Origin of the sequence: Shewanella sp. GD03713, assembly GCF_029843705.1 — a bacterium.
Taxonomy (GTDB): Bacteria; Pseudomonadota; Gammaproteobacteria; order Enterobacterales; family Shewanellaceae; genus Shewanella.
The window spans coordinates 3,765,483-3,789,611 of sequence record NZ_JAOCIW010000001.1; the positions used below are offsets into that span (position 1 = coordinate 3,765,483).

Annotated in this window: 24 protein-coding genes and 1 riboswitch; of the genes, 5 read left to right on the forward strand and 19 right to left on the reverse strand. The window is 50.4% G+C overall.

The features are described from left to right. Window positions 1-7: 7 nt before the first annotated feature. The 3 genes from N5E87_RS16575 to N5E87_RS16585 all read right to left on the reverse strand — a co-directional run bounded on the left by N5E87_RS16575 (window position 8) and on the right by N5E87_RS16585 (window position 2,480). Window positions 8-748: an ABC transporter ATP-binding protein gene (locus N5E87_RS16575; RefSeq protein ID WP_011621658.1), complete on the reverse strand. Its 741-nt coding sequence runs from the start codon at window positions 746-748 to the stop codon at window positions 8-10. 98 nt (window positions 749-846) lie between these two features. Beyond that, a complete protein-coding gene (locus N5E87_RS16580; protein ID WP_279769867.1) occupies window positions 847-1,122 on the reverse strand; it encodes a hypothetical protein in 276 nt (91 codons plus the stop codon). 95 nt (window positions 1,123-1,217) lie between these two features. Then, window positions 1,218-2,480, reverse strand: coding sequence for an HlyD family efflux transporter periplasmic adaptor subunit (locus tag N5E87_RS16585; protein ID WP_279769869.1), 1,263 nt, complete (start codon window positions 2,478-2,480; stop codon window positions 1,218-1,220). 370 nt (window positions 2,481-2,850) lie between these two features. Here N5E87_RS16585 and pyrC point away from each other — a divergent pair, with 370 nt between their 5' ends. The 4 genes from pyrC (at window position 2,851) to N5E87_RS16605 (ending at window position 6,113) form a co-directional block, all read left to right on the forward strand. Beyond that, complete coding sequence (gene pyrC / locus N5E87_RS16590) at window positions 2,851-3,882, forward strand: dihydroorotase (RefSeq protein ID WP_023269013.1); 1,032 nt, start codon at window positions 2,851-2,853, stop codon at window positions 3,880-3,882. A gap of 130 nt (window positions 3,883-4,012) precedes the next feature. Next, window positions 4,013-5,059, forward strand: coding sequence for a hypothetical protein (locus N5E87_RS16595; RefSeq protein ID WP_279769872.1), 1,047 nt, complete (start codon window positions 4,013-4,015; stop codon window positions 5,057-5,059). A 158-nt stretch (window positions 5,060-5,217) separates the two neighbouring features. Then, window positions 5,218-5,574, forward strand: coding sequence for a nuclear transport factor 2 family protein (locus N5E87_RS16600; RefSeq protein ID WP_279775854.1), 357 nt, complete (start codon window positions 5,218-5,220; stop codon window positions 5,572-5,574). 245 nt (window positions 5,575-5,819) lie between these two features. Then, window positions 5,820-6,113, forward strand: coding sequence for a DUF3144 domain-containing protein (locus N5E87_RS16605; RefSeq protein WP_011621652.1), 294 nt, complete (start codon window positions 5,820-5,822; stop codon window positions 6,111-6,113). A gap of 55 nt (window positions 6,114-6,168) precedes the next feature. Here the strand turns inward: N5E87_RS16605 and N5E87_RS16610 are convergent, their stop codons facing one another. The 16 genes from N5E87_RS16610 to N5E87_RS16685 all read right to left on the reverse strand — a co-directional run bounded on the left by N5E87_RS16610 (window position 6,169) and on the right by N5E87_RS16685 (window position 19,831). Next, window positions 6,169-6,507, reverse strand: coding sequence for a carbon starvation protein CstA (locus N5E87_RS16610; protein ID WP_279775436.1), 339 nt, complete (start codon window positions 6,505-6,507; stop codon window positions 6,169-6,171). Window positions 6,508-6,920: 413 nt separating this feature from the next. Further along, window positions 6,921-7,145, reverse strand: coding sequence for a hypothetical protein (locus tag N5E87_RS16615; RefSeq protein ID WP_279775437.1), 225 nt, complete (start codon window positions 7,143-7,145; stop codon window positions 6,921-6,923). A 338-nt stretch (window positions 7,146-7,483) separates the two neighbouring features. Then, the gene (locus N5E87_RS16620) at window positions 7,484-7,798 is read right to left on the reverse strand and encodes a hypothetical protein (RefSeq protein ID WP_279775438.1); all 315 of its coding nucleotides are present in this window, start codon (window positions 7,796-7,798) and stop codon (window positions 7,484-7,486) included. A 53-nt stretch (window positions 7,799-7,851) separates the two neighbouring features. Further along, window positions 7,852-8,235, reverse strand: coding sequence for an MAPEG family protein (locus N5E87_RS16625; protein ID WP_279775439.1), 384 nt, complete (start codon window positions 8,233-8,235; stop codon window positions 7,852-7,854). A 44-nt stretch (window positions 8,236-8,279) separates the two neighbouring features. Then, complete coding sequence (locus N5E87_RS16630; RefSeq protein ID WP_279775440.1) at window positions 8,280-8,675, reverse strand: GNAT family N-acetyltransferase; 396 nt, start codon at window positions 8,673-8,675, stop codon at window positions 8,280-8,282. Window positions 8,676-8,685: 10 nt separating this feature from the next. Further along, window positions 8,686-9,240 carry an ATP-binding protein gene (locus N5E87_RS16635; protein WP_279775441.1) on the reverse strand — a complete coding sequence of 185 codons (555 nt, stop codon included), beginning with the start codon at window positions 9,238-9,240 and terminating at the stop codon, window positions 8,686-8,688. Window positions 9,241-9,311: 71 nt separating this feature from the next. After that, the gene (locus N5E87_RS16640) at window positions 9,312-10,136 is read right to left on the reverse strand and encodes a cobalamin-binding protein (protein WP_279775442.1); all 825 of its coding nucleotides are present in this window, start codon (window positions 10,134-10,136) and stop codon (window positions 9,312-9,314) included. A 15-nt stretch (window positions 10,137-10,151) separates the two neighbouring features. Next, complete coding sequence (locus N5E87_RS16645) at window positions 10,152-11,189, reverse strand: DUF2235 domain-containing protein (protein WP_279775443.1); 1,038 nt, start codon at window positions 11,187-11,189, stop codon at window positions 10,152-10,154. Window positions 11,190-11,337: 148 nt separating this feature from the next. Beyond that, window positions 11,338-11,973 carry a cob(I)yrinic acid a,c-diamide adenosyltransferase gene (cobO, locus tag N5E87_RS16650; RefSeq protein WP_011718082.1) on the reverse strand — a complete coding sequence of 212 codons (636 nt, stop codon included), beginning with the start codon at window positions 11,971-11,973 and terminating at the stop codon, window positions 11,338-11,340. Between the two features lie 28 nt (window positions 11,974-12,001). After that, complete coding sequence (locus N5E87_RS16655) at window positions 12,002-13,522, reverse strand: cobyric acid synthase (protein WP_279775855.1); 1,521 nt, start codon at window positions 13,520-13,522, stop codon at window positions 12,002-12,004. 192 nt (window positions 13,523-13,714) lie between these two features. Next, window positions 13,715-14,317: a bifunctional adenosylcobinamide kinase/adenosylcobinamide-phosphate guanylyltransferase gene (cobU, locus tag N5E87_RS16660; protein WP_279775444.1), complete on the reverse strand. Its 603-nt coding sequence runs from the start codon at window positions 14,315-14,317 to the stop codon at window positions 13,715-13,717. After that, the gene (locus N5E87_RS16665; RefSeq protein WP_011621638.1) at window positions 14,314-15,102 is read right to left on the reverse strand and encodes an adenosylcobinamide-GDP ribazoletransferase; all 789 of its coding nucleotides are present in this window, start codon (window positions 15,100-15,102) and stop codon (window positions 14,314-14,316) included. Before N5E87_RS16665 ends, cobU begins: the two co-directional genes overlap by 4 nt. Before the next feature lie 96 nt (window positions 15,103-15,198). Continuing rightward, a complete protein-coding gene (cobT, locus tag N5E87_RS16670) occupies window positions 15,199-16,251 on the reverse strand; it encodes a nicotinate-nucleotide--dimethylbenzimidazole phosphoribosyltransferase (RefSeq protein WP_279775446.1) in 1,053 nt (350 codons plus the stop codon). Window positions 16,252-16,525: 274 nt separating this feature from the next. Further along, window positions 16,526-17,674 carry an iron ABC transporter permease gene (locus N5E87_RS16675; RefSeq protein ID WP_279775447.1) on the reverse strand — a complete coding sequence of 383 codons (1,149 nt, stop codon included), beginning with the start codon at window positions 17,672-17,674 and terminating at the stop codon, window positions 16,526-16,528. Beyond that, window positions 17,671-18,636, reverse strand: coding sequence for an ABC transporter ATP-binding protein (locus tag N5E87_RS16680; RefSeq protein ID WP_279775856.1), 966 nt, complete (start codon window positions 18,634-18,636; stop codon window positions 17,671-17,673). The genes N5E87_RS16675 and N5E87_RS16680 overlap by 4 nt, the downstream gene beginning before the upstream one ends. Before the next feature lie 132 nt (window positions 18,637-18,768). After that, a riboswitch (cobalamin riboswitch) is annotated at window positions 18,769-18,928 on the reverse strand. Between the two features lie 180 nt (window positions 18,929-19,108). Next, window positions 19,109-19,831 carry a histidine phosphatase family protein gene (locus tag N5E87_RS16685; protein ID WP_279775448.1) on the reverse strand — a complete coding sequence of 241 codons (723 nt, stop codon included), beginning with the start codon at window positions 19,829-19,831 and terminating at the stop codon, window positions 19,109-19,111. 210 nt (window positions 19,832-20,041) lie between these two features. Here N5E87_RS16685 and metH point away from each other — a divergent pair, with 210 nt between their 5' ends. Next, window positions 20,042-23,776 carry a methionine synthase gene (metH, locus tag N5E87_RS16690; RefSeq protein WP_279775449.1) on the forward strand — a complete coding sequence of 1,245 codons (3,735 nt, stop codon included), beginning with the start codon at window positions 20,042-20,044 and terminating at the stop codon, window positions 23,774-23,776. Window positions 23,777-24,129 lie beyond the last annotated feature (353 nt).

Here is a 24,129-nt window from a genome sequence, read left to right on the forward strand (position 1 = left end):
ACCGCTCCTAGCCTTGGGCGTTAGCAACCAGTTTATCGACACTGCCGTGGCTTGCACTGCGGGCCGCATTAGGTTGATACATGGTAAAGTCGCAGACTTGACCATCGACAATTTGGATATTGCGTTGGGCTCGGCGAGCCAGTTCAGGATCGTGGGTCACCATGATGATCGTGGTGCCAGATTGGTTAATATTCTCCAATAATTCCATCACTTGGCGGGCCATTAAACTGTCGAGGTTACCCGTAGGTTCGTCGGCGAGCAGAAAACGAGGCTCCCCCGCTAAAGCGCGGGCAATCGCCACCCTTTGCTGCTGACCGCCGGATAATTGGGTCGGCAAATGCTTCATCCGCGCGCCTAAGCCCACTTGCTCTAACGCTTGCTCCACACGGCGTTTACGCTCCTTGGCACTAAAACCACGGTAGCGCAGCGGCACTTCAATGTTTTCCGCGAGGTTAAGATCGGGGATCAAGTTAAAGCCTTGGAAGATAAAGCCAATCTTCTCGTTACGTACGGCGGCACTCTTGTTATCACTGAGGTTGGAGACATTAATCCCATCTAAAAAATAATCCCCATGGGTGAAGCCTTCGAGCAAGCCAGCGATATTTAAGAAGGTGGTTTTACCTGAGCCAGAAGGACCCGTAACCGCCACAAACTCGCCCTCGTTCACCTCAAGGTTGAAATCCCGCAGCGCGTGGGTTTCCACTAAGTCCGTTTTAAAAACCTTACTGATATTCTTCATTGATAACATTTTAATTTCCTTGATTAATTTTTATCTTTGCGCGCAAACGGCTTATAAAACGCGCCAGTATTTCTTTATCTTTAAGTGGTAACGGCTACACAAAGCCCTTACCCCGCAAAACGGCCCATCACAAACCCACTCAAGGCATCGAAAAACCCATTGAGACAGGCGAATATAAAGCTCACACTTTCCATCGAGACATCACCCACCTGACGCGCTTCTTCTAGGGGATTCGTCCATTCCAAAATATTTAAGCCGAGGAAAAACCAGCTATTAGCCTCACCTATGCCCAGCTCAACCGCCACGACCAGTAGGGCTAAGGCCAGAACACCAAACAATTTGGATGACATCAACAGACCAAGATCGACGTTTTTAGTACGCATAATGAACTCCTTGTACACCTTAGCCGCAGACTTTTCAGCCAGAGCGGCGTTAATTACATCAATTTGATTAATAAGTAATTTTTGACTATCGGTCATCAATGCATTTTGACCTGTTCGGCATGGTTGAAGGGCTCAACACTGGAGATCACCCATTCGTCACCCGCTTTACCGCCTTCGATCACTTCCACCTGACTCATGCTGGTGCTGCCGAGCTTAATGTCGCGGCGGGTAGCAATATCGCCTTCGACTTGGTAAACCTCATCGCCACCACCGCTGGTCATAAAGACACCGCGTTTAACCATCAACACATTCGCCCTGTGTTCGAGCAAGACTCTGGCGGAGATCCGCTGATTTTGGCGCAGCTTCAAGCTTTCGCTCTGGACAAATTGCACTCTGGCGGTCACCTCACGGTTACGCACTTCGGGGGAAATCGAGGATAGTTTGCCCATGAGTTTGACTTCACCGAAGCTCAGTTCGACCTCCATTCCGAGTCCTAACTCGTCGGCGTAGGATTCAGGCACTGCCAACTCGGCCTCATAGGCACTTAAATCGACCACGGTCAGGATGGGTTGATTGGCGCTTAAACGCGTTTTTTGCTCGGTCAACCAGTTACCAATAATGCCGCTCACCGGCGCCTTGATATTTAAGGCATCGACCTGACGCTCAAGCTCTTTTACCGCCAGACTCTGACGCTCAACTTCCAAGGCCTTGTTTTTCACCTCAAAGGTTAAGGTATCCTTGGTTAAGGCCACTTCCTGCTCCGCATGCTTAAATTTGAGTTTTGCCTTGTGCAGATCGTCCTTGCCCTTCTCATAGTCGATTTGGCTGATCAGTTTAGATTGGATCAATAAATCCCCACGGCGGCTCTCCCGATCGGCGGCTTCCAAATCGACCGAGGCCATGTCTAAGGTTTGATTGACTTGTAATTGGTTACGTCTGGCGTCTAGCTTGGCACGCTCAAGGGCGCTCTCTAATCCCGCCAATAGTGATTTCGCCTGCTCTAATTGATTGGTTAATCTTGGACTCTCCAGCTTTGCGACCACATCACCTTTGCTGACGCTATCCCCTGGGTTGCTCAGTAACGTCACAGTGCCTTCTTCGGTGCTGTAGAGGATCGGCGCATTGGCGGCAACAATTTTGCCCGTGGTGGCCACATCTCGAGTGAGTGTGCCAACATATAAAGTAGCGGTGGTGAGCTCGCTACGGCTGATGGACTGGCTGACTTTATCGCTACCAAAACTGGCCCACACTAAGGCGCTGACGAGTAAGGTGCAGCCGCCAATCATCAGAGGCAACTTGAGGCGTTTTGCGGTCGATGGCACAAGGACTTTATCTTGGCCGCTGGTATCTTTAATCATGGCGTTTCTCGCTTCCCTGTCGGAGGGCTGGATAGGCCCATCGCTACGGACACTATTAAAAATCGATATCCAGTAATAGCAACGCCTATGCCAATTTCATTAAAACATTTATTTTCAGCATGTTAGGTAGAATTGAAGATAAAAGTGTCCGCGGACACCGAGGGCTTTATTAAAAAGTGTCCGCTGGTTTTCGCGAAAGTGTCCGCTGAAAAGCGGTTTGTGAACATAGGAGTAAGACGGAGTGCGGACACTCAACATGCGTTAACACTTTTATTGGTGAAATGGCTGAGTTTCCCTTTACAGCTAAATCCTTGCCACATAAGATCCTGCCACCCTCGCAGCAGAAACATTCAACAAGATGAATCGCCCTATGACAACACTCACTATTACTCGTCCTGACGACTGGCACATTCACCTAAGAGACGGCGCACAATTAAAAGACACGGTTCGCGATATCAGCCGCTATATGGGCCGCGCTATCGTGATGCCTAATCTGGTTCCTCCCGCTATCGATACCGAAACCGCCTTGGCTTATTACGATCGTATCAAGGCGCAAGTGCCAGCAGGCTCGCAATTTGAACCCTTAATGGTGTTGTACCTCACCGACAAAACCAGCCCAGAAGAAATCCGTAAAGCCAAAGCCTCGGGCAAAATCGTTGCCGCTAAACTCTATCCAGCAGGCGCGACCACCAACTCGGATTCTGGCGTGACCGATTTGAAGAACATCTACCCCGCCCTCGAAGCGATGCAGGAAGTGGGCATGTTGTTCCTAGTGCATGGTGAAGTGACTGATTCATCGATTGATATTTTCGACCGTGAGCGCGTATTTATTGAGAATATCCTCAGCAAGATCGTGGCCGATTTCCCTAAGCTTAAAATCGTTCTCGAGCATATCACCACTAAGGATGCGGTCGATTTCGTGACTCAAGCATCTGACAACGTTGCTGCCACGATCACCGCGCACCACTTGCTCTATAACCGCAACCACATGTTGGCTGGCGGTATTCGTCCGCATTTCTATTGCCTGCCGATTTTAAAGCGCAATACCCACCAGCAAGCGCTGTTAGGCGCCGCGGCCAGTGGCAATAAGAAGTTCTTCCTCGGTACCGACTCTGCGCCACACGCTAAAGATCGTAAAGAAGCCGCCTGTGGCTGCGCGGGTTCTTATACTGCCCATGCGGCCATTGAGCTGTACGCCGAAGCCTTTGAATCGGTCAATGCGCTGGATAAATTAGAAGCCTTTGCCAGCTTCAACGGCCCAGATTTTTACAATCTGCCCCGCAACAGCGATACCATCACCCTAGTGAAAAAATCTTGGGATGTGCCCGTCAGTTACCCACTTGGCGACAACAACGTTGTGCCAATTCGCGCCGGCGAACAAATCGATTGGCAGGTCGAATAAACAGGCCTTTTGAGGCGATAAACGGTTAGCCTGCTGTTTATCAAGCTCGACACCGTTAAGAGTCGCCTTAAGGCGACTTTTTTATAACCAGTAAATAACTCCATAAGCGATTATCTTTTAAGAGAAAAACATGAATACACGGAAGTTACTAACGCTGTTGTCCTCAAGCCTATTGCTTGCCACTACGCTACCTTTTAGCACTCTTGCCGCCGATGAACTCTCAGGGATTTGGCAGGGCACGCTGGGTAAAAGCAGTATTAGAGTCTGCTTTAACCAATACGGCAGCGGCAGTTATTACTATCAACGCTACCTAACCCCAATACAGCTCGATCTGCAAAACGGTATTTGGAAAGAAGAAAACAATACTGGAAACTGGCAGTTCGATAGCGCGACGGCGCAGCAACTCAACGGCCATTGGTTTAAAGACAATTCAGGCAAATCCTTACCCATAAAGCTTGAGCGCCAACTCAGCCCCGATAATCAGGATGACTGCAGCGCCGATGCCTACAATTTGCTGCTTGAAACCAAGCCTTCACTGAGCCGTGGAAAATGGCAAGCTTTTCAAACCATTGAATACCGTCCACTGACCTATGGCACAGAAGTCGGCATCGAATTTAACGGCCCACAAAAAGGCATTCCCGCCATTAATCAGTGGCTTGAGAAAAAGCTCACCGATGATACTCAGCTAGCACAAACCTTTGACACGCGCCGCAGAATGTTGTCGCAAATGGGCCATTTTGTGGCCGATGAAACCTATGCAGAACCGATTTTCCTCAATCAGCATTGGCTCAGCGTGCGCTTATATCGCTGGGCGGCGGGTTTTGGCGCCAATGGGATCAGCCAAGAGTTTGTTAGCTTCTCCCTCGCCGATGGTAAACCCTTCCATCCGTGGCAGTGGTTTATCGCCGATAAGCCAACACAAACCTTGCCAGAAAGCATGAGTTATCAGCTCCCACCTGCACTTAAGGAAAAGCTGTTTGCCAATGCAGTCCCAGCTGCTGAATGCCCAAGTGCCGACGGCTCTGGGTATTTTCAACTCACCCTCGAGGCGAATGGGATTAAGTTTTGGGAAATGCCCCGTGGCGATGGTTGTGAACAGGAGTTTACCTTAACCCCACAAGAAGCCATGCCCTTTGCCACACCTTGGGGGCAAACGCAGCTTAAGCTATTGGAATAATAAAATTTAATATAAATTCATCATTAATCGCGATGGCGGGAAAGCAGGCTGAGATAACGACATTTTGCGTTAGAAAGCCCTTTCTCGTTAACCTTGACGGGCAACGTCTCTTGTCAGATTCAGCCCCTATTTTGAAGGAAGATAGCTTGAGCCAGCAAATGCCCCAGATAGCAGAACAAACAGCCGAAGCCTTAGTGCAAGCCCAGTTAGTCGCCTATAACCAACACGATCTTGCAAGCTTTGTCGCGCTCTTTAGCGACGATGTTTGTATTTACCGCCCACCCGCCACAGAGCCCGTGATCCGAGGCAAGGCTGCCTTTAGTGATTTCTATCAGAATGAACGCTTTAACTTGCCGCATCTGCACGCCGAGATCCTCAACCGTATGGTGGTTGGCAATAAAGTAGTCGATCACGAACGGATCAGCGGCATCCGCGAGGAGCCCTTTGAAGTCATGGTGGTCTTTGAAGTCTCTAATGGCCTTATCCAAGCGATGTGGAGCTTTGCCGCTAACTAGGGCGCGCGCTAAATGGTCATATCAAGCTGACTGGCGTAACAACAAGCATCTGCGGCAAAGACGCTCGCTAAAGCTGTGAAAAATGTTACGCCTATCCCATATTTCATTTCGGCGCCTCCTTTTGGTGTGATATCAACGGATTCTGTGAAGCGCACGACTGTCCCTCAACCACAAAATACCTTAGGGTTATTAAAGGGCGATGCACTCAACGCCCCCTTTACTTTGCCCAACAATAGGAATTGCTGATGTCTGATAACCAACAAGCCTTTTACGAACGTGCCACCGAGATGATTAAGCTCGCGAACCAGCAAAACCAAAACACCGAGATCCAAACCGGTGAGGTCAGCGCTTCCTTTATGTGGGCCGTCGCCCGCTACAACGCTTGGTTTGGTTCCACCAGCTTTGAATCCAAAGAACAAATGCAGGCCAAAAAACAGGAAATGATGGATTACTATATCGAACGCTACAAAGAGATGATTGACGCCAATCTCGAAGACTATATCGAAAACTTCGACCACTACCGCGCCACACAAAAGTAGTCAGTGATGATACGCCCCATGAAAAAGGTGTTTGGGGCGTGTTTATTATGACTTTCTAATGACCACCGCTAACCTTTAGCAATACAAAAACTAGATAAAACACCAGAGCAATATATCCAAGGGAAATCACTAGATTCACTTTCCAGAGATTTAACCAAAAATAGCCAGTGAAATGAGTGTGTCTTCTAACATTGTTGTAAAACAATGCCATTGAAGAAGGTACCAACATCAATGCCGAGCAGCCCAGCATAGGTAATACCATAAATAGGAATCCTAAACCGCTCGCACCAGCGGATGCCCCCGAGGTTTCCCTATCTACAGGCGCGAACATAACACTCGCGAGAATCATCCCTGCAACAGTCAGCATAAATCCAAAAAGCTGTAGCGTTCTCATCTTCATCCTTAAATATAAAACCTGCACAAGCTTAACCAAACGAGCAGCTAAATCTAGCGGATTTGGGTATTGGCTTCTACCCCATAGCTAAAAACCCACTCTGTTTACTGTTAGCCCTTACAACTCATTTGAGATATACCATTTTCGCAAACTAAGCTCGCAGATCGTTTGGTTTCATCGCTTTGATTACTATCGATTCAAGGCTGTGCCAACGTTTACGGAAAATAAGGAAGTAAAAACCAGAAACCGTGATTAATCAAGAGGATTGTTGGTTGGTTTTTGCAAAAGAAACTCAGTAAATAAAGGCTCATAAGCCCAAGAGGGGCAAATAGGATTATTTGCCCCTCTACTATGACACTGTGGCGAACAGCTTCTTACTTATGCGCAGCAAGAACAAAGATGATACATCGCCGTTATTGAGTGCATGCGTTTGTCGTTTGGCAGTCGGCTGCGGCCTGACGCTTAAGCTGCTGTGCGTATTGCTCCGCCGCTGCTTTTGCCTTTCGAGCCTCAACCTTATGTTGCACATTCTCCACCAAGACCTTATCAAAGGTCTCCATCCCAAAATGGTCGGAAACATCCTGATAAATAAACCAAGATGCAAAGGCGATAATGCCATAGGTCATTAGACGTAACATGGTTTTTAAACCTCAACAATTGTATCAACAACTGCAATATAACTGAGGTTTTTCATAAAGAAAACTGTCAATTTAATGGCTTAAAATTGTCAAATTACCACCATTATTCAATAGGATACAAAAACACAAAAACCTTTAATTACATCAATTTAGCTATTTTAGACCAAAGTCAGCTTCTAGCCGTCAAAATTGGCGATTAACCATTAAAAATGAGCGATTATTTGACATAGTTTTTTAAGTGACAATAAATCATGTACTGCTTAACTAATGTCAGAAAGTCGACGATAAATTCATCAATTGTGATTTTTGACACAGCAAGCCTAAGCTAGAGTGCTGTATTAAGTTGTTGGAGAAACCCTTTCTCGCCATAACTGAATAGCTCGACGAGATAAGGGTTCAAACTCTCTGGATTTATCTCTGCCTCGATAAATTGAGCGGCTGTTTTCAGCTATAGGCACCGAATAATGAATGTCGTAGGCGAGTTGCGTTAAGTATTCTCGCCCCATCTCACGATAGCGCGCAGATTCCTGTTCATTTAATGGGATCAAGTAGTGATAACCAAATGCACTCATACTGCAGTTGGCATCCAGATAAAGTTCGCCCTCATATTCAAACAAAAACCAGGCTCGATTCTCAGTATCCACCACTCTCATCTCAACTCCGTCGATCTTAGAGACTCACATCACTATAAACTCACACCTGGCCGTTAAAACGCTTGGAAGAAGACCCCAAAGGCGCTGAAAATCGCCACAAACCAAGACAGTGAACGTAATGTGCCTTTATTCAGTAGATACAAGATATGATACGCCACCCGCGCGACAATATGCACAACCGCCAACCACTCAGCAGTCGCAGTGACTTTGCCCGTGGCGATAACCGTCACTACGGCTAAACCAAAAATCAGTAGGGATTCGAAGGCGTTTTGATGCCCAGCGAGTGCCCGCGCACCAAATCCGGTTAATTGCGCCTGTTGAGTTCGCGGATGATGATTATCATAACCGCCGGCTTTGGCCATTGCCCATGCGACTGGGCCTTTAGCTAAGTAAGGCAATAACATAGCGATAAATAAGCAAATCAGTAACGTGTTCATCTTTAAGGGATCCTATTGTTTTTGTTGTGTATGCAGGCCTGCACCTATTTCACCAGATACATGCCTTCGCTGGCGGGACGACTGAATTTAAAACCAAATTTTTCATAGAGTTCAGGCACATCGGCCATTAAGGTGATATAAGCCCCCGTAAAAGCCTCACGGTCTAGGTAGGCCATAATATGCTGCATAATCAATCGGCCAAGCCCCTTGCCTTGATGCTCAGGATCCACAGCCACATCGACGATCTCAAAGTTAATCGCCCTATCCCCCACAACCCGCCCCATACCCACGGTTTGGGTTCCACAGTTAATTTGCACGCCGTATAAGCTATTTGGCAGCGCCTTAACGACGCCCGCCAAGGGTCGAGGACTTAGGCCCGAAATCTGCCGTAAACGGATAAAATCGTCAACCGACGCCACTTGCTCTATCACTTGATACATAGTTCATTACTCAACAGTCTGATGACTCAAGGATTTCAATATTAAGGCCCTCTTCTTCCGTGGGCGCTTGAAAGAAACTGCTCACATGCCAGTACACGGCTTCGGTATCGAACTGGGCGCGTTCTGGCTCTGCTTGGCGGCGCAGGGCAAGGCGATTCAGACATAACTCATCGCTGTGCTTTAGGTAAATCAGACGATGGGCCGCCCCCGTATCGAGACTCAAGCCCAGTAACCATCGCCTTTGATTGAGGGTATTGGCAGGAAAATCCATGACCACAGTTAATCCGGCCTGCAGCAGTGCCTCAATATGGCGCTTCAGTAGCGGCTTTAGGCGAGCGGCGTAATGAATATAGGCATCAAAGTCTTTAATTTCATTAGGATATAAAGTCGATAGCCATTCATCTTCACTGATGAGCACGCAGCGTTCACCCTTGGCCAGTTCACGAGCCAAGGTCGATTTACCCGCGCCCATCTTGCCGCACAGCAGCACAAGTGTGCCCTTATTACTGATTTCTGAATTGGCGCCTGAACAGATATCTACACTAACATTGATTGGTGTCGACATCTTTATCCCCTCCTCTTACGCGCATTCCCTGCTGCAATAGACTATTAACGCACTTTAGTAACACGCTTTAGTTAACGTGCTTTATCCAAGGCATCACATACGGCTTTTACTCCGAGTAACGCTCTGGGCGTCGCGCGGTGCAATAAGTCGGCATTTAATTGATAAATATGCTGGTTTTTAACCGCGGGGATTTCGGCCCATTGGCTCCAATCAACCCCTTTGACATTACCCTCCTCTTCGCTCTGTAAAATCACCTCGGGCAAGGTCAGTAATACGTTCTCTAAACTCACCTGTGGGTAATAACTCGCCGCATCGTAGAAAACGTTTTTGCCATGGCAAACACCGATAATCTGCTGGATCCAACTGTTTTTCGCGACCGTCATTAACGGCGTCGACCACAGCTGATAAAACACCTTTGGCTCGGATTTAGCCGCATTCTCGCTACGTAATCGCAGCAGCTCACTGCGATAATCCGCCGCCACTCGACTCGCCTGCTCTGTGTGCCCTGTCAGCTCACCTAACTCCTCAATTTCTTTGGCGACATCCTCAAGCGTCTTTGGGGAGCTGCTATAGAGTTTAAAACCTAAGTTTTTGAGTTGATTGATATCCTCGGCTTTATTGCCCGTGTCCCACACCACAATCAGATCGGGATTAAGCTCTAATACCCGCTCAATCTGGATCCCATAATATCCACCGATACTGGGGATTTTTTTTGCCGCTTCGGGATAATCCGCATAATCTGTCGCGGCCACAATCGACTCCCCTGCGCCGATGGCGTAGAGCATTTCAACCGCATGGGGCGAAAGCGCAATAATACGTTTTGCAGGCTCGGCCATCGCCACTGCGGGTAACAGCGCAAAGCTCAGGCCGAGGGCAATAAAGCGTCGCATTAACATGATATTCCTTATGATTTAATCGATGAATTCTTCTGGCCAGCCGTACTGCTCAAGGTAGGTCTGCAGATTCTTAGGCCGATATTTAGGGTCTCGATCCCAGCGCGTTTTCACCGAGCGATGCAGCAACACGGGCGCGACGTTAGGGTCGATTGGGCGCAAATAGGATTGCTTAATTCGGTAAAAACTGCGGCGCGAGTCGTGTAAGGTTGCCAAAGGATTGGGGTGTAAACTCGCCGCAAGGTGCGGCTCTATGCTCAAATTAAACCGCTCTGCCTCGGCCATCATCCACGCGAGCGCATTATCCGACAATAGCGAGCCATCCTTATCCGGCAGATAACTGCCACCAATATTGCTATGGGCACCGGTAAACCAGACCTGCTGCATATCCATATTGTCGCGCAGTTGCCAAATCGTAGGTTCGAAGTCGCTGCGGTGTTCGTCTATTGCTAAAGCATGGCGGGCAACCCGCACATTACGGCCAATCTTAGTGTCGTAAAACTCGTCTTTATCTTCGAATAAGCCGAGGAACGAAATCGGGATCCCCATGGCGCCCACCGTATCCCACACGCCGACAAACTTAATCTCCCGCGATTCGTGGCTATGCTTTTGTCTAAATTCAACGGATTTATCGCCGCTTGGGGCAAAGGGGGCGCTGCTTTTTTTATAGTGGTCAAAGGCTTGTTGAATCAGCCTCGCATCGGGGCGCTTGAGGATGCCGCAGTTATTGATAAGGCCACATAAACAGCGCACTGTGTAAGCGCCTCGGCTAAAGCCAAAGAGATAGATCTCATCACCGGGGGAGTAGTTCTGTACTATGTAGCGGTAACCATCCATAATGTTTTTGTGCAGCCCACGCCCCGTCGCGCCGCCGATGGCTTGATCGTAGTAAGAACCAACGCCCCAGTCGTAAAACACCTGCTGGGGTTTTCCATCGGCCGCCATCGGGCTGATGGCCCGCGCCAGACGCAGCACATTGGTGGGAAAATCCACCTTAAGGTCTTTTTCTGGCCGATTCCAAGTACCGTCGGCACAAATCACAATACGTTTATTCATCGCATCATCCTTGAGTTACCCATGCTACTCACGCTATCGATAAAAACGCTAACGATAGAGACGCTAACGGATTTTACCGAGGAACAACAGCCCTAATTGGGTTTAAAGGGCGGCTCGCGGTGTAACCCATCTGCCTTAGCCGCGCTGCTTAATAGTCGAATCCCGGCTGCGCTTTAATGCCCGCTTCGAAGGCATGTTTAATCGGCTGCACTTCGCTGACCGTATCCGCCAGTTCGATAATCGCGCGGTGGCAAGCACGGCCAGTGATAATCACATGCTGCATCGGCGGACGGTTTTTCAGCGCCGTGAGCACCCGCTCCACATCGAGGTAATGGTAACTCACCATATAGGTCAGTTCATCGAGCATCAGGCAATCAATACTCTCGTCTTGGAGCAAGGCTTCGGCGGCTTCCCACGCCACGAGGGCGGCGGCTGTGTCCTTTTCTCTGTCTTGGGTTTCCCAGGTAAATCCAGTGCCCATCACATGAAAGGCCACGCCCGCACCTTCAAGCAAATTACGCTCGCCGCACTCCCATGTGCCCTTGATGAATTGCACTACCGCGGCTTTTTTGCCATGCCCGACCGCGCGGGCAACCGTGCCAAAACCTGAGGTCGACTTGCCTTTGCCATTGCCTGTGAGCACCAGCAGAATGCCTTTTTCTTCTTGGGCGGCGGCAATTTTAGCGTCCACACCCGCCTTCACTTTTTGCTGACGCGCCTTATGGCGTTCGGCTTTGATTTGCGCTTGCTCGTTGTCGAGCTGTTTTTCGTTCTCTACTGTCATGATCTTTTGTTCTTCCTACTGCTAACACTTATGCATTTATAATGGATGCGAGCTTTTGCATATCGAGGTGCTCGGCTAATACGTCGGCCAAGCGATCCAACTGTTGTTCGCGAATATCATTGATATCAATCGCTTGAGCATTTTCCAACCCAGCCCAGTTAAGGACGAGCTGGCAGGCCTCTGGGCAGTCGAATAGTCCATGTAAATAGCTGCCGAGCACTTGCCCGTCGTCACTTAAACAGCCATCGGCAAAAGACTTTTCTGCCTGTTGATCGCAAGCACTCTCACTTTTCAAGCGTAATGGCGCACTCTTGGCGGCATCACTGGACGTGAGATATTCGGACTCACCGCAGTGGATCTCATAGCCCTTCACCTCTACTTGTTGCCCTTGCAGCGCTAAATGGCCTGTGACCCTACGTAACTGTTTTTCAGCCTTAAATTCGGTGGTAATGGGTAAATATCCGAGCCCTAGGCTCACGCCGAGCCTGTCTTCGATCCCCATGGGATCGGCAATGCGTTCGCCCAACATTTGATAGCCGCCGCAGATCCCCAGCAGCTTACCGCCGTAGCGTAGATGCTTGGCAATCTGCTTATCCCAACCTTGCTCACGCAAAAAAGCCAAGTCCGCTCGAACATTCTTACTGCCGGGTAAAATCAGCAGATCGGCGGCAATCTCCGGAGTCTGTGCCAAAGCCTGAGTCTGGAGCGACACATAATCAAAATCGATATCGGGGTGCAGCCTAAGTGGGTCAAAATCCGTGTGATTACTGGTGCGGGGATACACTAATACCCGCACCTTAAAACGGCTTTTGGCCTGCTTAGTCGGCGACTCGATAAGTGCATCCTCGGCGTCTAAATGCAAATCATGCAAATAGGGCAACACCCCCAACACAGGCTTTTGCGTATGGGCCTCGAGCCAATCGAGGCCAGACTGCAACAGGCTAATATCGCCACGAAAGCGATTGATCACAAAGCCTTTTACCCTAGCCTGCTCGGAGGGCGACAGCAGCGCTAAGGTGCCAACCAAATGGGCAAACACCCCGCCTTTATCTATGTCGGCAATGATGATCACTGGGCAGTCGACCGCCTCGGCAAAGCCCATATTGGCGATATCTCCTTCACGCAGATTGATTTCCGCAGGGCTTCCTGCCCCTTCAACCACAATCGTTTGGTATTGCTGACCTAAACGCGCAAAGGATTCCAGCACGGCATTTAGCGCCATGGCTTTATAATCCTTAGACTTTTCCCCGAAAAAGGCCGAGGCCTCTAGGGTTGTTAAGGCTTTGCCGTGGACGATGATCTGCGCGCCCGTGTCCGAACTTGGCTTAAGCAGGATGGGATTAAAATCCGTGTGCGGCGCGAGAAAACAAGCTGCGGCTTGCAGCGCCTGCGCGCGGCCAATCTCGCCGCCATCAATAGTGACGGCACTATTGAGCGCCATATTCTGCGGCTTAAAAGGCGCGACCTTAACGCCATCACGGGCGAGCAATCGACATATTCCCGCCACCAGCGTACTTTTGCCCGCATCCGAGGTTGTCCCCTGCACCATAAGCACTTTTGCGCCAGAATGCTGAGCTTCGCTTTGGCTTGCAACACCTTGAAACTGGTCTTGCGACAAGGCCGAAGTGGAGTTGGAGGCGTTATTTGAATTCATGGGCAAGAACATCACTCAACAGAGGAAAATAAACTAACGGGGAAACGGTTCGCTCCCTCACTAAGAATGCGTCGATAACAGTTTGTCTTAGCTGGATTTAAGCACCAGTGGCAGACCCGCCACCACTAAGGTCACATTATCCGCCACCTCGGCAACGGCCTGATTTAACCAACCCGCTTCATCGACAAACTGACGACTCAATTCGCCCAAGGGCACAATGCCAGAGCCGACCTCATTGCTGATTAAAATCACCACGCCTTCAAGAGTGCTTAAGGCCTGGATAAAATCGGCGCGTTGCTGCCGCCAGTGCTCTAAAGGCTCATGGCGAGAGCGGGCAAAATCCAAGGCAAAGTCCGATTCCGTTGAAGCGGGCTCGGCCTCGGGGCTTTGTGCAAGTAGTTGATTGGTTAGCCAAAGCGTTAAACAATCCACCAGAATCACACGGCCGGGTTTGGCTAAGTGTTCGAGCTTGGCGGTTAATGCCAAGGGTTCTTCGACGAGTTGCCAGTCGATATCATCCTTGGCACGTCCATCCTGATGTAAACGAATGCGACTGCTCATTTCGGCATCGAGCGCCTGTGCAGTCGCTAGATAGCAGGCATCGAATCCGAGGGCGGTATACTGGCGCACTAAGGCTTCGCCGTAGCGGCTCTTACCGCTACGCGCGCCGCCTAGCACTAAATGGATCACAGTATGCTACCCACAACGAGCAGCACGAAGTAACAGACGATTTCGCAGATCTGCTGCGCCGCGCCTAAGGTATCACCCGTGTAGCCACCGATTTGGCGTCTAAAGATCACTACAATCAAACGGCGTAGGCCTATCATCACCAGTAACAACGACAACGCGGCAATGCCCTTAAGCACCAACAGCACTAACACACCGCTGGCGATCAAAATAAACAGTTCATTAATACCTTGATGCTGCGCTAACGGCTTGGATTTACTGGATTCATCGTCGCGCACGTATTTCTCGGTAAAGATAAGGCTGGCGGCAACGACGCGGCTCACAGTGTGGGCGACTATCATCGCCGAGCCAGCAACCACAGGATCATAAAGCGCGAGTTCCACTAATAATTGCCACTTAAGCATCAGCACGAGCATCAAAGCCAAGGCGCCGTAGCTGCCTAGGCGAGAGTCTTTCATGATCCGCAGCTTGTCTTCCGCCGTCCAACCGCCACCGAAACCATCGAAGGTATCGGCTAAACCGTCCTCGTGAAAACCACCCGTGAGCAGCACGCCTGTGACCATCGACAGCAGTACGGACACGCCAGCGGGCAACCAGTTTTGGGTAAGCCAAAACACGATGGCACTGAGTAGCCCCACCAGCAAGCCCACTAACCCAAAGTAACGGCTGGCTTTATTGAGCTTGTCGGCATCGACCTCAACCCATTTGGGCATAGGAATGCGGGTAAAATAGCCCATAGCCACTAAAAACAAATCTATCTCTTTGTGCCAGCTTTCGCGTTCTGACATAAAGCATCCTTAGTGAATTAACACTTGCTGCAAGGTTTAAGATTAAAACGGTTAGCTAAAAGTTATTATTTTAAATAAGACACTTAGCAGGGCACATCATACAACAGCCTCAATCCCGGCATCACTAAAACTCGCCATTTGATTGTAAAAATTTACTGCGGCTTGAATTAACGGCAATGCCAAGGCAGCGCCCGTGCCTTCGCCTAATCTCAGCCCTAAAGATAACAAAGGTTTAGCCTTTAAATGTTCCAACATCCGCTGATGACCTTGCTCCTCGGAACGGTGGGCAAAAATCAAATAATCCCGCACATGGGCATTGATAGTCACGGCAACCAACGCCGCCGCGGTTGCAATAAAACCATCCACCACGACCAGCATCTTGCGCTCGGCGGCGGCGAGCATAGCCCCCGTCATTTGCACAATTTCAAAGCCGCCCAAACAGGCCAGCACTTGCTTTGGCCCTGTCATCGCACTCTGATGTAACAACAGTGCGAGTTCGATAAGCATCTGTTTACGCTCTAAGGTTTCGCTACTGATCCCCGTGCCACGGCCAACACAGTCGGCCACATCGAGTTGCATGATGGCCGCCATAATCGCCGCAGCGGAAGAGGTGTTGCCTATGCCCATCTCGCCAAAGGCGACCAAGTTACAACCCGCTTGATGGTGGCGCTCGATTAACGCCTGCGCCATGGCAAAGCCCTTGTCCACACAGGCTAAACTCATCGCTGGCTCTAAGTGAATTGCGCCAGTGCCGGCGCCAAGGCGTTGGTCGATAATGCCTTCGATACCCTCAACTGGGGTTAAAATACCGCAATCAATCACCTCGAGATTGAAGCCTAATTGGCGACAAAACACATTGATAGCCGCGCCGCCATGGGCAAAATTTTGCACCATTTGCCGCGTGACTTCGCTCGGGGCTATCGACACGCCTTCGGCGGCAATCCCATGATCCCCAGCAAACACCAACATGGTTGGGTTAACTATCTGTAATTGCTGCGGCCCTTGGATGCGGGCAATTTGCAGCGCCAAGGGTTCTAACAACCCCAGAGCGCCCGGCGGCTTAGTCTTCAGATCGATCTTTTGTTGAATAAACTGATCCTGCGCTCGACTCGCAGGCTCGATTTGAAATAACAGGGTAGATTGAGACATTCACGCTCCAGTGGCAATTTAGGCTCCCATGTGGAGCCGCTACTCATAACTTATTGGCTAATACGCTCACGACTATTCTTTCACAACGATTCGTTCACAACGATTTGTTCGCAACGATGCGTCCGCAACTACAATTCTAGAACAACCACTACGACGCATTCGGCAGCGATTTGCTATACGCACTAAGTACGAATTTGGCTCATCCGAGTTGGGCAATTTCTCTTTCAACAATCACTTATCGAACAATTGCTTATCAAAATCAGCGTGCAAACAACTAATTAGATAGCTTGCGCCGACGCAAAATCAGCAAAAAGAAGAAGCTACCAATCGCGGCGGTGATAATCCCTACGGGTAATTCCTGATTGCCAAGCAAACATCGGGCGAGCACATCAATCCACACCATAAACAGGCCGCCCACCAGCGCCGTCAATAAAATGGGCTGACGACCGGGGAATAACAAACGTACTGTGTGCGGGATCATCAAGCCGACAAAGCCAATGCCGCCACAGGTCGCCACTAAAATGGCGGTGATAAGCGAGCAGAGCAGCAGCATATTGAGGCGCAGCTTAGGCACATTCACCCCTAAGGTGTGGGCCGTTTCATCCCCCGCTTGCAACGCCATGATTTGGCGCTTCCAACCGAGAATAATCAAAAAGCTCACCAGCACCACTAAGGACGGCAGCACCAACAGCGACCAACTGGCCTTAGCAAAACTGCCAAGGCTCCAAAACAATACCGATGCGGTGGCCTGCGGGCTGGCAAAGTACAGCAGTAAACTGGTTAACGCGCCAAACATAAAGGAGGTTGCCACGCCAGAGAGCAACATGCGCTCTACCTGGCTCTTAAGGCCTAACCCTGCTAACGCCAGCACGATTAACACCGACAGACTGGCCCCAATAAAGGCGCCGAAGGGCAAACTAAACCACAAGAGTCCCGCAAAGCCCCCCGCTCCGCTAAAAATCCCCGAATTGGCTATCGCGCCCGCATTGCCAAACAGGCCAGAACCTGTGAACAGCGTCAACATGACCACGGCACCAAACGAAGCACCGGAGCTAATGCCGAACAAATAAGGATCGGCAAGGGGGTTACGGGTCACGGTTTGTAGCACACTCCCCGCCAAGGACAGCCCAGCCCCCGCCACAAAGGCGAGTAAAATCCGTGGCAGTCGCAGCTCCATCACAATCCGCTCTGTCATGCTGCTGGTGCTTACGGCCTCATCAGTCATAAACAACTGACTGAGTTTATTGATAAACACATGCAGCACATCTAAAAAGCTAATGTTTGCCGCGCCAAAACTCGCGGCAGCGATGGGGGTGAGCAGGGCAAAGCCCGCCAAGCCTAAAATCAGCCATTGCTGGCGGGTGAGCGGCGTAAAAATATGGCTAAAAAAATTCATGGTCACCAATTTGAGTGTGTCTATCATGGCGTGGGTTCAACGCTATGCTTGTGCAAGGCCGCAGTTGGCGCCCCGGAGGTATGACAGGCGCAGGCCACAGGAGGTAACGCTTGAGCCGAAACTGGGTGGGTGTCACTCGCCGCGTCCGCAGTATCGCTCTTAGGCTTTTGATAGCCATAAAAGTAATTAATCAAGGGGTTACCATGCTGTGGATGGGGCGTCACTTGGGCGCATACCCCAAACACTTCGGCAATACGTTCTTCGGTTAACACCTGAGCCGGCGTGCCCATGGCACTCACCAGCCCTTTATCCAGTAGCAATAAGTGGTCGCACAGAGCGCTGGCTAAATTCAGGTCATGAATCGAGGCGATGACACTGATCCCAAGGCTTCGCACTAGCTCTAAGATTTGAATTTGATAGCGGATATCGAGGTGGTTTGTCGGCTCATCTAAAATCAATAACTGCGGCTGCTGCACTATGGCGCGGGCGATTAGGGCGCGCTGCTTCTCACCACCCGATAATCGATCGTATTGCTGATGCACTTTATGGCTCAGACCGACCTTTTCCAGCGCCTTGGCAATCTTGTCACTGTCTTCGCTGGAATGGCTATCAAACATGCCCTTGTGGGGCGTGAGTCCCATGGCAACCAATTGCTCTGTGGTCATATCGAAATATTGCGGCGTATCCTGCTGCACCACAGCGACTTTACAGGCAAACGCCTTGGGCGACAGCTCGCTAATATCCTGCGAAAACAGGCTGATATGCCCTTTAGCAGGGCGAATAAAGCGGTATAAACAGCGCAACAAACTAGATTTACCCGCGCCATTGGGGCCAATCAGCCCGAGCATTTCCCCCTTCGGCAGGGCAAAGCTTATCTCCGAGAGAATGGTTTTTCCCTCTATCGCCCAGCTCAATTGGCTGACCTTAAGTGCCATATTGGCGGAAGTCGCAGCGGGCGCTAAGGGCGCAAGGCTCGATGTGGAATGCATCACTAACGATTGCTCCCACATGAATATTGATTGGTGTTATTTGTGCCTGCCGCCGCTTGGGCCAACAGGACGAAACTCATTAATGTCATCTTCTGCTCCCTCGAGTTACCCGCTCGAGAACTAAGGCTGCACGCAGCGAAAACAGAAATAGGCAGGTATCCTGACTCGTAGGTAAGAAGCAAAGCGCTTCGACTACTCACAGTTGCGGGTACAGTTCGGGCTACTGACGGGCAGCTCCCCGATTCCCTATTATGTTTGGGTTATCCGGCGCGCTTAAATACTGTTGCCTTTAAGCAATAGCACTCAATCGCACAAAATTCCTAACACCTATTTCTGCGACCTTTGAGCTTAACGTACTGGGTTCGTTATCTGGCTCAAACGTCAGGGAAAAGCATTATCCTATATCTTGCTCATTAGGCAATGCTGTTTAAATCAGAAAATTTTCATCATACCGATGGCAGATGCGTTCAAGCTACTCACAGTGACCCGAGGGCCAGTCTAAACGCCAGTATCTTTTACCTTGCTCATCCTCGAGGACATTAATCGTCACCACCGCCGCCACGGGTAAGGCGAGCTGACTGTAAAAACCTAAGGTTTTCACCGCCCCCAGCGCCCTTGACATCAAGTGGCGAATAACCCCGCCGTGGGTCACTACCCAGATATTCGCCGCGGGAGCATTGGCATTAAACTCGCCGTGGGCCTGTTCATCATCCATCGCCAGCAGAGCAAACTCTTTATCGAGGATTTGTTCTATCGCCCCATCGATACGGGCTTCGAAACTTGCCATGGCTTCACCATTGGGCGGTGTCACCTCCCAGGGATTCTGCCAATAGGCCGCCATCCGCTCGCCATCGCGTTGATATAAATCATCGAGCAGGCAACCATCCCAATCGCCGAAGGCTATTTCCTGTAACTCCTCCAGCAGATTGACCTTAAGCGGCAAAGGCGCGGGCGCATCTAAACTACTGCCCACGGACGCACTCGAATGCAATTCAGCCGCAAAGGCCTTGGCAAACTCGGCGCAGCGCCTTGAGGTCGAGCTATAAATGCCGTGGCACACAGTCGCCTGCGCCTCCACCGTCGCCGACATCTGCCGCCAGCCTTTGTCGCTCAGCGGCACATCGACTCGGCCACGTAAAATCGCCCCGCCCTCGCATTCTCCATGGCGTAACAGTAATAACCTGAGCTGCTTCATCTGATCTTTCCTTTTATCGTTTTTATCTGGGTTATCTCGCCTATGCTATACCAACTTTAGCCTTGCCCTGACAATCCGATGTCGCGTATTATGGACGTCTATACGTATAAATGTCCAAAACATAACGAACGACATTCAATAATAAAATGCAATTTGTCACCCGATTGCGTACTTTGGACTCAACTTAGCTGTAGTAAAGGTAATCATTTTATGGCGATATCTCTCCATCGAGCCAGCCAAACACTGGCAGACATTCGCAACCAGTTGTCAAAGCGCATTCTGATTTTAGACGGCGCCATGGGCACTATGATCCAAGGCTACAAGCTGGAAGAAGCCGATTACCGTGGCGAGCGTTTCAAGGATTGGCATACCGACGTTAAGGGCAATAACGATCTTTTAGTGCTCACGCAGCCGCACATCATCAAACAAATTCACACCGACTACCTATTAGCCGGTGCCGATATTATTGAAACCAACACCTTTAACGCCACCACTATCGCCATGGCCGACTACGACATGCAGTCACTGTCCGCCGAAATTAACCGTGAAGGTGCGCGCCTCGCCCGTGAGGCCTGTGATGAAATCGAAAAGGCCACGGGTAAACCCCGTTATGTTGCCGGTGTGTTAGGGCCCACTAACCGTACTTGCTCTATCAGTCCCGATGTTAACGATCCCGGATATCGCAATATCCACTTCGATGAGTTAGTGACCGCTTACTGCGAATCGACCCGCGCCTTAATTGAGGGCGGCGCCGATATCATTATGGTCGAGACCATCTTCGATACCTTAAACGCTAAGGCCGCCTTATTTGCTATCGAAACCGTGTTCGATGAACTCTTTGGGCCAAATTCGCCAGCACGTTTGCCCGTGATGATCTCAGGCACTATTACCGATGCCTCGGGCCGAACCCTGACGGGACAAACCACAGAAGCCTTTTATAACTCCCTTCGCCATATCAAGCCCTTATCCATCGGCCTTAACTGCGCCCTCGGCCCGAAGGAGCTGCGCCCCTACGTCGAAGAACTGTCGCGCATCGCCGAATGTTATGTCTCGGCGCACCCTAACGCGGGTCTGCCAAACGAGTTTGGCGGTTACGATGAAACCCCAGAAGATATGGCGAGCGTTATCCAAGAATGGGCCCGTGAAGGCATGCTCAACATTATCGGCGGCTGCTGTGGCAGCACGCCCGAGCATATTAAAGTCATTCGCGAATCCGTTGAGCCCTTTGCGCCACGGGTACTACCCGAGATCCCCGTCGCCTGCCGTTTATCCGGTTTGGAACCGCTCACTATCGACGCCCAAACCCTGTTTGTGAACGTGGGTGAACGTACCAACGTCACTGGCTCGGCTAAGTTCTTAAAGCTGATCAAAGAAGGTAAATTCGAGCAGGCGCTCGATGTCGCCCGTGAACAGGTAGAAAGCGGCGCGCAGATCATCGACATCAACATGGATGAAGGCATGCTCGATGGTGTGGAGGTGATGCATAAGTTCTTAAATCTTATCGCCTCTGAGCCGGATATCAGCCGTGTGCCTATTATGATCGACTCCTCAAAGTGGGAGGTGATTGAAGCGGGCCTCAAATGTATTCAAGGCAAGGGAATCGTAAACTCTATCTCCTTGAAGGAAGGCGAAGAGAAATTTATCGAGCAGGCAACCCTAGTGAAACGCTACGGCGCTGCGGCCATTATTATGGCGTTCGACGAGCAAGGTCAGGCCGACACTAAGGCGCGCAAAGTCGAGATCTGTACCCGCGCCTATCGCGTGCTGGTCGATAAGGTCGGCTTTCCGCCCGAAGACATTATCTTCGACCCGAATATCTTCGCCATTGCTACGGGTATCGATGAGCACGATAACTATGCCGTCGATTTTATTGAAGCCATTAAAGAGATTAAGGCCACCCTGCCCCACGCGATGATTTCCGGCGGTGTGTCGAACGTGTCGTTCTCCTTCCGCGGTAACAACCCAGTGCGTGAGGCGATTCATGCGGTGTTCCTATACCACGCGATTAAAGTCGGCATGGACATGGGTATCGTTAACGCGGGCCAATTAGCGATTTACGATGATATCGATCCCGAGCTTAAGGATAAGGTCGAGAACGTCGTGCTCAACCTGCCTTGCCCTGTTGAAGGCTCAAACAATACCGAGCAATTGCTTGAGATTGCTGAAAAATTCCGTGGCGATGGCTCGAGTGCCGCCAAGAAAGAAGACTTAGAATGGCGCTCATGGCCAGTGAATCAACGTCTCGCCCATGCGCTGGTCAAAGGCATCACCGAATTTATCGACGAAGATACCGAAGCGGCTCGTCAGCTCGCCTCCCGTCCGCTGGATGTGATTGAAGGCCCGTTAATGGACGGTATGAATATCGTCGGCGATCTGTTTGGCTCGGGCAAAATGTTCCTGCCACAGGTAGTGAAGTCGGCGCGGGTGATGAAAAAGGCTGTGGCCTACCTCAATCCTTTTATCGAGCAAGAGAAGGTCGAAGGCCAATCTAACGGCAGAATTTTGATGGTCACGGTTAAGGGCGATGTGCACGATATCGGCAAGAATATTGTCGGCGTGGTGCTCGCCTGTAACGGCTTTGAGGTGTTCGATTTAGGCGTGATGGTGTCGGTAGAGCGCATTCTCGAGGCCGTGAAAGAGCACAATATCGACATTATCGGCATGTCGGGGCTTATCACCCCAAGTCTCGATGAGATGGTGCACAATGTGAAAACCTTCCACCGTGAAGGACTTACCATTCCGGCGATTATTGGCGGCGCCACCTGCTCGAAAATCCATACTGCGGTGAAGATTGCGCCCCATTATCCCCATGGCGCGATTTACATTGCCGACGCCTCGCGCGCCGTGCCTATGGTCAGCAAGCTAGTCAGCAATGAAACTCGCCAAGCCACTATCGATGAGACCTACGCCGAATACGAAGAGATGCGCGTTAAGCGTTTATCGCAAACTAAGCGTAAGGAAATCGTCTCGCTGGAAGCCGCCCGCGAAAACCGCTGCCAGCACGACTGGGCAAACTACACCCCGTTCAAGCCTAACGTACTGGGTCGCCAAGTATTTGAAGACTATCCATTAACCGATTTAGTCGACCGTATCGACTGGACGCCGTTCTTCCGCGCCTGGGAGCTACACGGCCATTACCCCGAGATCTTAACCGACAATGTAGTGGGCGTTGAGGCGCAGAAACTGTTTGCCGATGGTCAGGCGATGCTTAAAAAAATCATCGATGAAAAATGGCTCACCGCCAAGGGCGTGATTGGGCTATTCCCCGCCAATACCGTCGGCTTCGATGATATTGAGCTCTATACTGACGAGACTCGCACCGAGGTCGAAATGACCACCCATCACCTGCGGATGCAGCTTGAGCGTGTGGGTAATGATAACTTCTGTCTGGCCGACTTTGTGGCGCCAAAAGACAGCGGCGTTGCCGACTATATGGGCGGTTTTGCCGTGACCGCAGGCCATGGTATCGATGAGCATATCGCCCGCTTTGAGGCCAACCACGATGACTACAACGCCATTATGCTCAAGTGCTTAGCCGACCGTTTAGCCGAAGCCTTTGCCGAGCGGATGCACGAGCGTGTGCGTAAGGAATTCTGGGGTTATGCCGCCGATGAACAGCTCGATAACGAAGCCTTAATTCGTGAGAAATACAAAGGGATCCGCCCCGCACCGGGTTACCCCGCTTGCCCGGATCACACCGAAAAAGGCCTGTTGTGGGAACTGTTAAAGCCGAATGAAACCATCGACTTAAACATTACCGAAAGCTACGCCATGTTCCCCACCGCCGCAGTATCCGGCTGGTACTTTGCCCACCCGAAATCCCGCTACTTTGGCGTAACCAATATTGGTCGCGATCAGGTGGAGGATTACGCTAAGCGTAAGGGGATGACAGTCGCTGAGACGGAGAAGTGGCTAGCGCCAGTGTTGGATTATGATCCTGAGTAATCAGGATCGAGCTTACGCTAACGCGGTTTGAAAAGCTGATTCAAACTTCGTTTGAATTTATAAGTCAAAATCAAAGTCGTGGGGCTTCACCCCACACCCTATGTTGCTGGTTCGTTTTGCATTGCGAACTAGCAACAATATCGCTGTAAAGTAATGGTGCAACTCATTGCCTGCCGCAGGCTTTCGCACTGTTACCCCAATGACACGCCGTGCATACATCCTTGTAGGCTCTACTAAAACATCCATGTTTTAGAAGGTCACTGGTGCAACAGTGCCCTATCTGGTGTACCCATTAGGCTCTGCAGAAATTGCATGGGCTAATTCAGAAAGAATCATCATATAAAAGACTTATT